This is a genomic window from Pseudarthrobacter sp. NPDC059871 (genome assembly GCF_042731175.1).
GTDB lineage: Bacteria > Actinomycetota > Actinomycetes > Actinomycetales > Micrococcaceae > Arthrobacter.
This window is the reverse complement of sequence record NZ_JBHWJV010000001.1, coordinates 389543-403937: the sequence shown is the minus strand read 5'-3', so window position 1 is coordinate 403937 and position 14395 is coordinate 389543. Positions and strand designations below refer to the sequence as shown.

General features: G+C 65.5%; 10 protein-coding genes and 2 tRNA genes. 10 read left to right on the top strand and 2 right to left on the bottom strand.

What is annotated here, in order from left to right; all coding sequences use genetic code 11:
- Positions 1-106 precede the first annotated feature (106 nt).
- The gene (gene ilvD, locus ACFV4R_RS01805; protein WP_377202220.1) at positions 107-1825 is read right to left on the bottom strand and encodes a dihydroxy-acid dehydratase; all 1719 of its coding nucleotides are present in this window, start codon (positions 1823-1825) and stop codon (positions 107-109) included.
- Positions 1826-2069: 244 nt separating this feature from the next.
- On the opposite strand from ilvD, the gene ACFV4R_RS01800 reads away from it, so the two are divergent.
- Together ACFV4R_RS01800 and ACFV4R_RS01795 are read left to right on the top strand one after the other, a co-directional pair.
- On the top strand, positions 2070-3278 hold the full coding sequence (locus ACFV4R_RS01800) for a hypothetical protein (RefSeq protein ID WP_377202221.1): 1209 nt from the start codon (positions 2070-2072) through the stop codon (positions 3276-3278).
- A 302-nt stretch (positions 3279-3580) separates the two neighbouring features.
- Positions 3581-3656: transfer RNA gene (locus ACFV4R_RS01795), tRNA-Lys, on the top strand.
- 204 nt (positions 3657-3860) lie between these two features.
- Here the strand turns inward: ACFV4R_RS01795 and ACFV4R_RS01790 are convergent.
- A complete protein-coding gene (locus ACFV4R_RS01790) occupies positions 3861-4319 on the bottom strand; it encodes a MarR family winged helix-turn-helix transcriptional regulator (RefSeq protein ID WP_377202286.1) in 459 nt (152 codons plus the stop codon).
- Positions 4320-4415: 96 nt separating this feature from the next.
- Between ACFV4R_RS01790 and bcp the strand changes: the two genes are divergently transcribed.
- The 8 genes from bcp (at position 4416) to ACFV4R_RS01750 (ending at position 14392) form a co-directional block, all read left to right on the top strand.
- On the top strand, positions 4416-4889 hold the full coding sequence (gene bcp, locus ACFV4R_RS01785; protein WP_377202222.1) for a thioredoxin-dependent thiol peroxidase: 474 nt from the start codon (positions 4416-4418) through the stop codon (positions 4887-4889).
- A gap of 96 nt (positions 4890-4985) precedes the next feature.
- Positions 4986-5067: transfer RNA gene (locus ACFV4R_RS01780), tRNA-Leu, on the top strand.
- Between the two features lie 218 nt (positions 5068-5285).
- Positions 5286-5975 carry a fasciclin domain-containing protein gene (locus ACFV4R_RS01775; protein WP_377202223.1) on the top strand — a complete coding sequence of 230 codons (690 nt, stop codon included), beginning with the start codon at positions 5286-5288 and terminating at the stop codon, positions 5973-5975.
- A 181-nt stretch (positions 5976-6156) separates the two neighbouring features.
- The gene (locus tag ACFV4R_RS01770; RefSeq protein ID WP_377202224.1) at positions 6157-7827 is read left to right on the top strand and encodes an ABC transporter substrate-binding protein; all 1671 of its coding nucleotides are present in this window, start codon (positions 6157-6159) and stop codon (positions 7825-7827) included.
- Positions 7828-7906: 79 nt separating this feature from the next.
- Positions 7907-9409, top strand: a complete 1503-nt coding sequence (locus ACFV4R_RS01765; RefSeq protein WP_377202225.1) for a malate:quinone oxidoreductase — start codon at positions 7907-7909, stop codon at positions 9407-9409.
- A gap of 63 nt (positions 9410-9472) precedes the next feature.
- On the top strand, positions 9473-12700 hold the full coding sequence (locus ACFV4R_RS01760) for an efflux RND transporter permease subunit (protein WP_377202226.1): 3228 nt from the start codon (positions 9473-9475) through the stop codon (positions 12698-12700).
- Positions 12701-12815: 115 nt separating this feature from the next.
- On the top strand, positions 12816-13925 hold the full coding sequence (locus ACFV4R_RS01755; RefSeq protein ID WP_015937467.1) for an LLM class flavin-dependent oxidoreductase: 1110 nt from the start codon (positions 12816-12818) through the stop codon (positions 13923-13925).
- Positions 13925-14392, top strand: a complete 468-nt coding sequence (locus ACFV4R_RS01750) for a MarR family winged helix-turn-helix transcriptional regulator (protein ID WP_377202227.1) — start codon at positions 13925-13927, stop codon at positions 14390-14392. Before ACFV4R_RS01755 ends, ACFV4R_RS01750 begins: the two co-directional genes overlap by 1 nt.
- The last annotated feature ends 3 nt before the right edge of the window (positions 14393-14395 follow it).

The window sequence follows — 14395 nt, the reverse complement described above, 5'->3', positions numbered from 1 at the left end:
CATCTCACCATGTGGACTCCAATGTCCACCCCTTGATCATATGGCATGAGCAGCGCAGGTTTCGACAGGCTCAACCACCGGCCGGCGGTTGAGCCTGTCGAACCCGTCAGCCGCAGTATGCGCCGGTGCTGGCGCTGTGTACCAGCTTGGCGTACTTGGCCAGGACGCCCTTGGTGTAGCGGGCCGGCAGCGGCTCCCAGCCAACCTTGCGGGCTTCAAGCTCAGCGTCATCCACCAGCAGGTCGAAGCTGCGCGCTGCGATGTCCACGCGGATCCGGTCACCGTCCCGGACGAAGGCGATAGGGCCGCCGTCGACGGCTTCCGGTGCAACGTGGCCGATGCACAGCCCGGTGGTCCCGCCGGAGAACCGGCCATCGGTCAGCAGCAAAACGTCCTTGCCAAGGCCCGCGCCCTTGATGGCGCCGGTGATGGCCAGCATCTCCCGCATACCCGGGCCGCCCTTGGGCCCCTCATAACGGATGACCACAACGTCGCCAGCGTGGATTTCGCCCTTGTCCAGGGCCTGCAGGGCACCCTGCTCGCGGTCAAACACGCGGGCGGTCCCCTCGAAGACGTCGGCGTCGAAGCCTGCACTCTTGACCACGGCGCCTTCCGGAGCCATGCTGCCGTGCAGGATGGTGATGCCGCCGGTCTTGTGGATCGGGTTGTCCAGGGCGCGCAGGATCTTGCCGTCAACGTCGGGCGGGTTGATGGCCTCGAGGTTTTCCGCCACGGTCTTGCCGGTGACGGTGAGGCAGTCGCCATGCAGCAGGCCGGCGTCGAGCAGTGCCTTCATGATGACCGGAACGCCGCCGATCCTGTCGACGTCGGTCATGACATAGCGGCCGAACGGCTTGAGGTCGCCCAGGTGCGGGATCTTGTCACCGATGCGGTTGAAGTCGTCGAGGGTCAGCTCAACCTCGGCCTCGCGGGCGATGGCCAGGAGGTGCAGGACCGCGTTGGTGGACCCGCCGAACGCCATGGTGACGGCGATGGCGTTTTCGAAGGCCTCCTTGGTCATGATGTCGCGGGCGGTGATTCCCTTGCGGAGCAAGTTGACCACCGCTTCGCCGGACTTGCGCGCAAAGTCGTCACGACGGCGGTCTGCCGAGGGCGGGGCGGCAGAGCCGGGCAGGGACATGCCCAGGGCCTCACCGATACAGGCCATGGTGTTGGCCGTGTACATGCCGCCGCAGGCGCCTTCGCCGGGGCAGATGGCCTTCTCAATGCGGGTGAGGTCCTCCATGCTCATTTTGCCGGCGGCGCAGGCGCCCACGGCTTCGAAGGCATCAATGAGGGTGACTTCCTTCTCGGAGCCGTCCTCGAGCTTTACCCAGCCGGGCATGATCGAGCCGGCATAAAGGAACACGCTGGAGAGGTCGAGGCGGGCAGCGGCCATGAGCATGCCGGGGAGGGACTTGTCGCAGCCGGCGAGCAGCACTGAACCGTCAATCCGCTCGGCCTGCATGACGGTCTCGACGGAATCGGCGATGACTTCGCGGGACACCAGGGAGAAGTGCATGCCCTCGTGGCCCATGGAGATGCCGTCGGACACAGAGATGGTGCCGAACTGCATGGGAAACCCGCCGCCGGCGTGGACGCCTTCCTTGGCTCCCTGGGCAAGCCGGTTCAGGGAGAGGTTGCAGGGAGTGATTTCGTTCCACGAACTCGCAACGCCCACCTGGGGCTTCGCGAAGTCGTCGTCGCCCATGCCCACGGCACGGAACATGCCGCGCGCCGGTGCGGCGTGGATGCCGTCGGTGACCACCCTGCTGCGGGGCTTGATGTCAGGCTTGCTCTCGGTTTCGATCTGGCTCTCACTCATGAGGGAAAGTCTATGACCCCCGCAGTGCCAAACGGACTGAAGCGCGACGGTTAAAACCGGATCGCTGGACGTGCTGCCCGCCGTCGGCCCCCACTACTAAGCGCGGCAACTCCCTAAGCCCGCGCCGCGGCCCTGGCCAGCCAAGGCATTCCCCCGCCCGCCACTGCGGCAAACCTAGACAGCCATGGTGACCCGACGTAGCGTCGGGGCAGAACGCGTTGTCAGCCAAATTGAAGGGATTGCCATGGATATCGTCATGTGGATCGTGGTAGCAGTCATCGTCATCGGCGTGGTGTGGTGGCTGGTCAGCCGCAACAGCCGCGCAAAGGGCTCCGGTGCAGGCCCTGCCGGGAACACCCGGCCAGACGCAACACGGCCTCCGGGTTCCCCAACAGACCATCGAACGGACGGGGCCCTTTCCGGCGGCAGCGCCGCTGCATCGGCCGAAGCAGCGGGAACAACCGGGATTGCCTCCGCTGCCGGCTTCGGACGTCCCGCCGAACCAGCGGCACCCACAGCCGCCGACGAGCCTGCGGATTCGGCAGCAGCACCGGCAGAAGCCACGCCCCAGCCGGGCGCCGCCCACACGGCAGCAGCTGCCGGCCAGGATGTTTCCGACACATCCCATCCCGAAGCAGCAGCGGATGCCTCTGAGTCGTCGCCGCTGGAAGCCGCCGGCCCTGAACCCGTTCCGACGGCGGAGGCCGGCGCGGAAAGCCCCAGGGACAATCGGACCCGCCAGGACCAGGCGGAATGGGAGACGCAGTGGTCCGAGGCCGGCGGTTCGGGCACCACGGACTCAGCACCCCACGCCGCACCCGCGGCGGAACAGGACCCGGTGCCGGCCGCCCAGCCGGTTCACCACGCGGAATACACGGAGTCCCACGCACCCACCCTCCCCGGCGCTGAGACGGCAGCCGTGGAAGAGGACGACGCCGGCCCGTCGGCTTCCGCCCGGACCGGCGCGCACACAAGCTACTCCCCCGGCGAGGCCCGGGGCGCCGACGTCCCCGCCGGTGCGGCCGCAGCGGCTGCGCCCGGCTCAGCGGACAGCCGCACAGGCAGCAACCCCAGCGACGCCCCGGTTGCCCCCGCTGCAGAATCCGCCGCTACTGACTTCGCTGCTGCGGAAACAACTGACCGCACCCAGTCATCTGCCTTGGCCGAGAACGGCGCCGACCACCTGCAGGCACCCCCGTCCGATCCCGCACAGGGAACCCCGGAACCACAGGGCCACCTTGCAGCAGAGGAACCGTACGGAGCGGGCTCCGCAGGGGCCGGCTCGGACGGCAGCGGCCCCGCCGAGTACACAGTCAAGGGGGATGCCGGCTCGATGGTCTATTACGAAGAGGGCCACCCGGACTACGACGCGACACGTGCCGAGGTCTGGTTTGAATCGGCCGCCCATGCCGAAGCCGCCGGTTTCCGGGCTCCCCGCCGCAGGCGCCTCTGAGGCTGTGCCGGCAGGACCCGAAGGAGCCTGCAAACCCCGCGAATCCCGCCCGGCCCGCTGTGTCCCAACTCACAGCGGGGCCGGGCGGCTGGAGCCCACGCCACGGGCCCCTTTCCCCCGTCCTGCAGCTGTCCGCATGTGCCGAAAATCCTTGAGTTTCCGCGGTTCCTGGACCCGCAGACCCTCCACACGGAACCGCCGGGCAGGCCGATTTCACATGCATCAAAAGTTCGTGTAGAGTTTCATGTCGTTGCGGAGATCAACGGGAAAGAAAAAGCCCGGGAGATCGAAACAAATAAGATGCACCTCTAGCTCAATTGGCAGAGCAATTGACTCTTAATCAATGGGTTCCGGGTTCAAGTCCCGGGGGGTGCACCACTGGGAAAACAGCCTCTGGCTCGCGGAAACGCAAGCCAGGGGCTGTTTTGTTTTGTCCGGCATTCTTTGCCCGGCACCGCCCCACCGCCACACACGGCTCACGGAGACTCCTCCCGCAGAAGAGGCACCCCTTGCGGGCACAAAAAACGTGGCCCGGGAGTCCGGGCCACGTTGTGTGTGGAAAGTTCGCGTGTGGTGGCGCGTTCAGCTGGAAGGGTTGTCCACCAATGCAGCAGCGTTGGCAGGAGTGGTGGCGAACTGGCTGGCCAGTTCCCGGACCACTGATTTGAGCTCCTGCCGCAGGAGTTCGGGGTCGATGGACGAGGACGCCAGCACCGACCGCTCCATTTCGACAGCCTCGGCCACCGCTTCCTTGCCCCTCTCGGTAAGGGAGACCACGTGGCTGCGGCGGTCCGACGTGCTGCGGACGCGGGCAATGTGGCCGTGCGTCTCAAGCCGGCTAAGGGTCTTGCCCATGGTTTGCGCCTGGACACGCACGTATTGGGCCAGCTGCGCCTGGGTCATGGGACCCTGCGCGGCGAGGACCTCAATGGCGATAACGCCGGCGTGGGTCAGGCCGATGGCGCCAAGTTTTTCGTTCCACGAGTGTTCGACGAGGCGCGCGGCAGTGGACAAGAGGCGCCCCGTGGGCCAGTGATCCATATCAGGCATAGCAGCAAGTATAGCCAAATGCTGATTAGCGCTGGCTTCCCCCGCTTATTAGGCTGTTGTGTCCCGCCCGCAACAAGGAGAAAAACAATGGCTGAAAGACTCGTTACCGGCGACGACGCGCCCGGTTTCACGCTCAAGGACGCGACAGGCAAGGACGTTTCCCTCTCCCCCGCCTCCGGCCGCAACACGGTGGTCTATTTTTATCCGGCAGCCGCCACGCCGGGTTGCGCCAAGGAAGCCTGCGATTTCCGGGACAGCCTGGCGGCCCTTCAGTCCGCCGGATACGACGTGGTGGGAATCTCTCCGGACCCCGTGGAGAAGCTCGCCAAATTCGCTGCCGCGGAAGAACTGACCTTTCCCCTGCTTTCGGATGAGGACCACGCCGTGGCGGAGGCCTATGGCGCGTGGGGTGAAAAGAAGAACTACGGCAAGACCTACCAGGGGCTCATCCGCTCCACTGTCGTGGTGGGCCCAGACGGCAAGGTGGCACTGACGCAGTACAACGTCCGGGCCACCGGCCACGTTGCCAAGCTGCGGCGGGACCTGAAGCTCGACGCCTAACGTCCCGGACTGCCGGGCGGTGCGCATGCGCACCGCTACAATGGAAGCTGGCATCCGCCGTCGTGCTCGTTTTTTGACGTAGCGCAGGGGTGCCGGGCGCGAGTGGTGAAATTGGCAGACACGCAGGATTTAGGTTCCTGTGCCTTCGGGCGTGGGGGTTCAAGTCCCCCCTTGCGCACTCAGTAAATACAGGAATCCCCTGGCTCCGGCCGGGGGATTTTTGTGTTTAAGCAGGTGGATCCCGGAAAAACTTTTCGGAACCGCCCATCCGGAAGGACCGGCCGCCCGAATGCACTGTGAGACGCCAGCCACAGTGCAGGTGCCCACCAGCCGGATCAGTACCTTTACCGCAGACATCCAGTAGGCGGCCGGCCCACAACAATCAAGGAGAACGCAATGCAGACAATCAAGCGCACAACTTTCACGGTCGCAGGCGTTGCAGCTGCCGCGCTGCTTAGCCTGACCGCGTGTGGCGGTTCCGGAAGCACCTCCGGATCCTCAACCGCTCCGTCAGCGGCGCCGTCGGCCTCCAGCATGGCCCCGTCACCGTCGGCAAGCTCCACCGCCAGCGCCTCCGCCGGCGCTATGGACCCGGCAGCAAACCTGGTGGGCCCGGGCTGCGCCGGCTACGCCGAAAAGGTACCCACCGGCGCCGGATCGGTCCAGGGCATGGCCCTTGACCCCGTGGCCGTTGCGGCCTCGAACAACCCGATCCTGACCACCCTCACCGCTGCGGTTTCCGGGAAGCTGAACCCGAAGGTTGACCTGGTTGACACGCTCAACGGCGGTGAATTTACGGTGTTCGCCCCGGTCGACGACGCCTTCGCCAAGATCGACCCCGCCACCATTGAAACGCTGAAGACCGACGACGCCCTCTTGAGCAAGATCCTGACCTACCACGTGGTTCCCGGCCAGATCACGCCCGACAAGATCGCCGGCACCCACGCAACTGTCCAGGGCGGCTCCGTGACCGTAACGGGCAGCGGCGACAACCTCAAGGTGGACGATGCCAACGTGATCTGCGGCGGCGTCAAGACCAAGAACGCCACCGTTTACCTGATCGACTCGGTGCTGATGCCCAAGTAGGCAGTGCCGGAATTCCGGCCCAAATCGTTGAAGCTGGGCCCGCTGTGAGCGGGCCCGGCTTCAGCGCGTTGGACCTGTACCCGCCCGGCGGATGCCAGCGCCCGCGCCGGCACGGTGGCGGCGGCTAGACTGGACCCGGTCCGCAGGCGGCGGAGATCCACAATCCAGGGGTGATAAACGGGTGACCAGAAGTACATCGCGGCGAACGGTCCTCACTGCCGGCGCCGCACTCCTGGCCTGGGGCGTGACCTCGTGCACCAACGCACCGTCCCCCTCGCCGTCGTCGGATTCCCCCAGTTCCGCGGCCGCTGCCGAACCTGCGGCGACGTTCAGCTTCGGTACGGCAGCCCAGCCGCTCGGGCTGGACCCCGCGCTCTCCAGCGACGTCGAATCCCAGCGCATCACCCGGCAGGTCCTCGAAGGCCTGGTAGGAGTGGACCAGACCACCGGCAAGCCCACTCCCCTGCTCGCCACCGAATGGTCCGAGTCCAACGAGGGCCGCAGCTACACCTTTAAGCTGCGCAACGGTGTCACCTTCCAGGACGGCACCCCCTTCAACGCCGACGCCGTCTGCACGAACTTCAACCGCTGGTTCGCTTTCCCCGCAGAGCTGCGGCGGCAGGCTCCCGGCAGCTCGTTCAAAGGCGTCTTCAAGGCGCACTCCGACGAAGCGGCGCTGTCCATCTTCAAGAGCTGCACCGCCGTGGACCAAGGCACCGTCCGGATCGACCTCACGCAAAGGTTCACGGCCTTCCTCCAGGCACTGACGCTTCCCGCTTTCGCCATTGCGTCTCCGGCAGCCCTGGCGGCGGGGAAAGCCGATGTCCTGGACCAGAACCGCGCCGGGCGGCCCGTTTCCGCCTTTGCCACCGCGCCGGTGGGTACAGGGCCCTTCAGCTTTGGCTCCTGGGATGACCAAAGCGTCACCCTGCTGACCAACAAGGCCTACTGGGGCGACCGGGGCCAGATCGCCACCATCAACTTCCTGGCCTACGACCACCCGCAAACACGTCTGCAGGCGTTGCTCGACGGCCGGATCGACGGCTACGACGCCGTCACCGTGGGCAACTTCGACCAGCTGGTGAAGCGCGGCAAGCAGATCGTCCAGCGCGACCCGTTCTCGGTCATGTACGTGGGCATCAACCAGGACATCCCGGTCCTGCAGAACCAGAAGGTCCGGCAGGCCATCGAGATGGCCATCGACAAGGAGACCCTGATCCGCAGGTTCTTCATCGACAACACCACCAAGGCAACCCAGTTCGTCCCGCCGAAGATCAGCGGCTTCAACAAGGACGCACCCGAGCTTGGCCACGATCCGGCGAAGGCAAAGGAATACCTGAAGGAAGGGGGCTATGCAGGCGAGGAACTGAAGTTCTACTACCCGCTCAATGTCACCCGCCCGTACCTGCCGACCCCCGAGAAGGTGTACGCCGAGATCAGCCGGCAGCTCATTGCCGTCGGCATCAACGTGCGGCCGGTCCCCGTTGACTGGGCCGACGGCTACCTCCAGAAGGTCCAATCCCCCGGCGACCATGCCCTGCACCTGCTGGGCTGGAACGGTTCCTACTCGGACGCAGACAACTTCGTGGGGCCGCTGTTCGGCGAGAAGAACGGCGAGTTCGGGTACCAGGATCCGCAGGTGTTCTCCAAGATCAACCGTGCGCGGGGCCTGCCCGAGGGTGAGGACCGTGATGAGCTCTATCACACCATCAACGCCCAGATTGCGGCCACCGTCCCGGCAGTCCCCATCGCTTTCCCCATCTCCGCGCTGGCTTTGTCCGACCGGGTGGTCAGCTACCCTGCGTCACCGGTCTTAAATGAAGTTTTTACGAAGGTGCAATTAAAGCCTTGACGGGCCGGGCCAATTTCAGTATGTCGGCAGGGCGGGGATATTCTGTGACAGCCAGAGCCGCTGCAATCGGAGACTGATCGTGACCTTCATTTCCAAGACCCAACATGCCGACGTCGTCCTGATTGGCGGCGGCATCATGAGCGCAACGCTGGGGGCTTTCCTCAAGCAGCTGGAACCGGACTGGAGCATCTCCCTGTTCGAGCGGCTGGACCAGCCCGGCCTCGAAAGCTCGGACCCGTGGAACAACGCCGGCACCGGCCACGCTGCCCTCTGCGAGCTCAACTACTCCCCCGCAGCCAAAGACGGTTCGGTCAGCCCGGCCAAGGCACTGCTGATCAATGAGCAGTTCCAGCTCTCCCGCCAGTTCTGGTCCCACCTGGTGGACGGCAACCTGATCGGATCCCCCAAGGGCTTCATCAACACCGTGCCGCACATGAGCTTCGTGATCGGCGATGACCACGCCCGGTTCCTGAAGACCCGCTACGAGGCCCTCAAGCCGCACACGCTGTTCCGGAGCATGGAGTACTCCGAGGACCACGGCCAGATCGCCAAGTGGGCGCCGCTGATCGTCAAGGGCCGCAACGCCCAGCAGAAGGTCGCTGCCACCCGTGCCGCCGAGGGCACCGACGTCGACTTCGGGGCACTCACCCGCGAGCTGACCACCTACCTCGGGAACAACGGCGTCGAGATCAACTACGGGCACGATGTCACCGGGATCAGCAAGGCGTCCGACGGCGGCTGGGACCTGACGCTGAAGCACCCCAGGTCCGGCGAGCACGGCAGGATCCACGCCAAGTTTGTCTTCGTCGGCGCCGGCGGCGGTGCACTGCACCTGCTCCAGGCCTCGGGCATCCCGGAAAGCAAGGGCTACGGCGGGTTCCCCGTTTCGGGCCAGTTCTTCCGCTGCACGGACGAAACCATCGCCGCCCAGCACAGCGCCAAGGTCTACGGCCAGGCGTCGGTGGGCGCTCCTCCGATGTCCGTTCCGCACCTGGACACCCGCTACGTCAACGGCAAGCGGTCCCTCCTGTTTGGGCCCTACGCCGGGTTCTCCACCAACTTCCTCAAGAACGGTTCCTACCTGGACCTGCCGTTGTCCATCCGGCCCAGCAACATCATTCCGATGCTGGCCGTGGCCAAGGACAACATGGACCTCACCGCCTACCTGGTCAAGGAAGTGGCCAAGCGCCACGGCGACAAGGTTGAGGCGCTCCGGGAGTACTACCCCGAAGCAAAGGACGGCGACTGGGAACTGATCACTGCCGGCCAGCGTGTACAGATCATCAAGAAGGATCCGCAAAAGGGCGGCATCCTTCAGTTCGGTACCGAAGTGATTGCCGGCCGCGACGGTTCCATCGGCGCGCTGCTGGGAGCCTCACCCGGAGCCTCCACCGCTGTTCCCATCATGATCGAACTGCTGCAGAAGACGTTCCCCAAGAACTTCAAGGGCTGGCAGGGCAAGCTGAAGGACATGATGCCCGGTTACGGGGTGAAGCTGGATGAGAATCCCGAGCTCGCCGCCGAGCTTGAGCGCGCAACTGCCAAGTCCCTTCAGCTGGAGAGTGTTTCCGCCAGCAACTGACCCTGCCGGGGCCAGTGGCTGGCCAACCGGGATACAGTCACTAACCCTTCCAGGAGACCATCGATGTTTCGGCTGGCACACCTTTCATTGGCGAACCGGGCGCTGATCGCGCTGATCACCATCTTCGCTTCGGTCTTCGGCGTGATCACCATGTCGTCGCTGAAGCAGGAACTCATCCCATCCATTGAGTTCCCGCAGATCACCGTGCTGACCTCCATGCCGGGGGCCTCGCCGGAGGTGGTGGACAAGCAGGTCAGCGGCCCGCTGGAAACGGCCCTGAACGGCGTGGAGGGGCTGGAATCCACCTCCTCCACGTCCCGCAACGGCGTCTCGCAGATCACGATGGTGTTCACCTACGGCTCCAACCTGGACCGGGCGCGGAACCAGATCGACCGGGCCATCTCCAACGCCAAGCGCACCCTGCCGGCCGACGTCCAGCCGCAGGCCATCGCCGGGAGCATCAGCGATTTCCCGATCGTCTTCCTGGCGGTGTCCTCGGACAAGCCGCTCAGCGAACTTAACACCGACCTCCAGCGGCTGAGTGTTCCCCGGCTGCAGAAAATCGACGGCGTCCGGGGCGCCGATGTCACCGGCGGCGCCACCCAGCACATCGAGATCCTTCCGCGCCCCGAGGCGATGGCTGCCTCCGGTGCCACCATCGCCTCCCTCCGAGACACGCTCTCCAACAACGGAGCCCTGGTTCCTGCCGGCACGCTGGAGGAGCAGGGCAAGACGCTCTCGCTGCAGATCGGCAGTCCGGTCGATTCGCTCGACGCCGTCAAGGCCCTTCCGGTGTCCGGCGCCAAAGACGGGGCCACCATCGGGTCCGTGGCCGACGTCGCCATCAAGGACGACGAACGCACGTCCATCACCCGGACCAATGGAGCCGAAACCCTCGCGGTGTCCGTCACCAAAAAGCCCGAAGGCGACACGGTGGCCATCTCCCACGCAGTGCGGGACAGCCTGGACGAGCTGTCAGCGGAGCTTGGCTCCAACGCCACGTTCACCCCGGTCTTCGACCAGGCGCCCTTCATTGAAAAGTCCATCAAGGACCTCACCACCGAGGGCCTGCTGGGGCTGGGATTCGCCGTGGCGGTCATCCTGGTCTTCCTGATGTCGGCCCGCTCCACCCTGGTGACAGCGGTATCCATCCCGCTGTCCCTGCTCATCACTTTCATTGGGCTCTCGGCTACCGGCTATTCCCTGAACATCCTCACCCTCGGCGCCCTCACCATTGCCATCGGCCGCGTAGTGGACGACTCCATCGTCGTGATCGAAAACATCAAACGGCACCTCACCTACGGCGAGGACAAGGTCACTGCCATCCTTACCGCCATCCGTGAAGTGGCCGGGGCCATCACCGCGTCCACCCTCACCACGGTGGCCGTGTTCCTGCCTATTGCCTTCGTGGGCGAACTGGCCGGCGAGCTGTTCAGGCCGTTCGCCCTCACGGTCACCATCGCACTGCTGGCGTCACTCCTGGTGTCCCTCACCATCGTTCCGGTCCTGGCTTACTGGTTCCTTAAGAGCCCCACACCGGCCGGCGCAGGTGCCCGCGCCGACGCCGACGCCGCCCGGGCAGCGGCCCAGAAGAAGGAACAGCGCGGCCGGCTCCAGCGCGGCTACCTGCCCATCCTCACCAAGACGCAGAAACACCCCGTGCTGACCCTGGTGGCCGCCGTCCTGGTCCTCGGCGCCACGGCAGCCATGACGCCGCTGCTGGCCACCAACCTGCTGGGCAACTCCGGCCAGAACAGCCTCACCGTTCGCCAGGTGCTTCCGGCCGGCACCAGCCTGGCGGACACCAGTGCCGCAGCCGTCCGCCTCGAAGAGGTCCTGCGCGGAATCGATGGAATCAAGGACGTTCAGGTCACCTCCGGCAACGCACAGGCCGGATTCGCTGCACTGGTGTCCTCCGGCTCGTCGAATTCAACCTTCACGGTAGTGACGGATGAGAAGGCGGACCAGGACCAGCTGCAGGAAACCGTCCGCACTGAACTGGCGAAGGTTCCGGACTCCGGCAAGGTGTCTGTGGGGACCCAGCAGGGCGGCTTCGGCACTTCCTCCACCGTGGACATCACCCTCAAGGCTGCCAGCACCCAGGACCTGCAGGCAGCCAGTGACGCCATGGTGAAGGCCATGACCGGCGTGCCGGGCACCAGCGAGGTGGAAACCAACCTCGCCGCGAGCCAGCCGGTGGTCCAGGTCAAGGTGGACCGGGCAAAGGCAGTGGCGGCGGGCCTGAATGAGGAGCAGGTGGCAGGAGTCCTCGCAGCCACCATCAGCCCGGTCCCTGCCGGTACAGTCCGGATCGACACCAACGACTTCCCCGTGAGGATCGGCCAGGGAACCAGGTTCACCAGCATCGACGCCGTCCGGAACATCCCGCTGCCGGCCGCCGGAAGGCCTGTCACCCTTGGCAGCATTGCGTCCGTGGAACAGGTGGATATTCCGGTGTCCATCACGGCCAGCAACGGCCAGCGCACCGCCAAGGTGTCCGTGACGCCGTCGGGATCCAATCTGGGTGCCGTCAGCACCGAGGTTCAGGGGCGCCTGGCAGGCGTCGAACTTCCTGCGGGTGTAACCGCTGAGATCGGCGGTGCCACCACGCAGCAGGCAGAGTCCTTCCGGCAGCTGGGGCTGGCGCTGCTGGCCGCGATCGCCATCGTGTACGTCATCATGGTGGCCACCTTCAAGTCCCTGGTCCAGCCGCTGATCCTGCTGGTTTCCGTGCCGTTCGCCGCCACAGGCGCAGTTGCCCTGCTGCTGGTCACCGGCGTTCCCCTGGGGCTGCCCTCGCTGATCGGCATGCTGATGCTGGTGGGCATCGTGGTCACCAACGCCATCGTGCTGATCGACCTCATCAACCAGTACCGGCAGCCGCGAACCGGCCCTGCCGGAACAACCATGCCGGGAATGAACGTCGCGGACGCCATCACCCACGGCGCCCGGCAACGCCTCCGGCCCATCCTGATGACGGCACTGGCAACAGTTTTCGCGCTGACGCCGATGGCCATGGGGCTCACCGGCGGTGGCGGCTTCATTTCCCAGCCGCTGGCCGTGGTGGTGATCGGCGGCCTGGTTTCTTCCACAGCCCTGACCCTGGTCCTAGTTCCTGTCCTGTACCGGCTCGTGGAGGGCCGGCGCGAACGGAAGGCGCTCCTCCGCGACCTGCAGGCACAGCCGGAATTCGAGCCGGCGGCCGACGTCGATGCCGAGTTCCGCGACTGGACCACCGGCGATGTGCCGAGGGTCAGCGGACGCCGCGCCGCGCCCGGCAGCCCCGACTGACAAAAGTGGAATAAATCCCGCATGGATGCGTTGTATCCGTCGATAGATGCAAATGCATCTAATTTGGACTACACTGGAACCAAGCCAGCAAGTCCAGGAAACGGAAGGGCACATCATGCAGTTCGGTGTTTTCAGCGTCAGCGACATCACCACGGACCCCACCACGGGCCGCACCCCCACCGAGAACGAACGCATCAAGGCCTCGGTGGCCATCGCCAGGAAGGTCGAAGAGATAGGCATGGATGTCTACGCCTTGGGCGAGCACCATAACCGGCCCTTCTTCTCATCCTCCCCCACCACCACCCTCGCCTACATCGCCGCGCAGACCGAGCGGATCACCCTGTCCACGGCAACCACGCTGATCACCACGAACGATCCTGTGAAGATCGCCGAGGACTTCGCCATGCTCCAGCACCTGTCCGATGGGCGCGTGGACCTGGTGCTGGGCCGCGGCAACACCGCCCCGGTCTACCCGTGGTTCGGAAAGAACATCCAGGACGGCGTGGAGCTCGCCATCGAGAACTACAGCCTGCTGCGCAAGCTGTGGGATGAGGACACCGTCAACTGGTCCGGCAAGTTCCGGACCCCGCTGCAGAATTTCACCTCCACCCCGCGCCCGCTCGACGGCGTGGCCCCCTTCGTGTGGCACGGTTCCATCCGCACACCGCAGATCGCCGAGGTGGCGGCCTACTTCGGTGACGGGTTCTTTGCCAACAACATCTTCTGGCCCAAGGAGCACTACCAGCAGCTGATCGGGCTCTACCGCGAGCGGTACGAGCACTACGGGCACGGCACCGCAGACCAGGCAATCGTGGGCCTCGGCGGCCAGTTCTTCATGAGGAAGAATTCCCAGGACGCTGTAAAGGAATTCCGCCCGTACTTCGACAACGCCCCGGTGTACGGCCATGGACCCTCCCTGGAGGACTTCACGTCGCAGACCCCGCTGACCGTGGGCAGCCCGCAGGAAGTCATCGAGAAGACCCTGAGCTTCCGCGAGCACTTCGGTGACTACCAGCGCCAGCTGTTCCTGATCGACCACGCCGGCCTCCCGCTCAAGACGGTCCTGGAACAGCTGGACCTGTTTGGCGAGGAAGTCCTGCCGGTCCTCCGCAAGGAGTACGCGGACCGCAAGCCGGCGCACGTGCCGGACGCACCCACCCACGCATCCCGCGTCGCGGCGCACCTGGCAGCCCAGGACGCCGAAAAGGCCACGGCGGAGGCGTAATGGCAACCAGCCAATCCACGTCCCCCGTCCGGCTCGCCGCGGAAACCTGGGAGTCACTGTTCCGGGCGCAGGTGGCCGTAATGCGCAGGCTGCAATCCGGCCCGGCGTTCCGGAAGCTGGCGCTGAATGAGTACGACGTCCTGTTCACCCTGTCACGCTGCCCATCCGGCTGGCTCCGGCTGAACGAGCTCAACGACAACGTCCTGCTCAGCCAGTCCAGCCTGAGCCGGCTGGTGGAGCGGCTGGAAAAGCGCGGCCTGGTAGCGCGGATGCCCGCCCCGGAGGACGGCAGGGGTGTGCTGCTCAAGCTCACCGACGAAGGCCGGGAGCTCCAGAAGGAGATCGGCCGTGAGCACGTCCGCGACATCTCCGCCCTGGTGGGGCCGGCGCTGACCCCCGACGAACAAAACGAACTGCGCCGGCTCACGGACAAGCTCCGAAACTCGCTGGGACAGCTGCCGAGGTAGGAG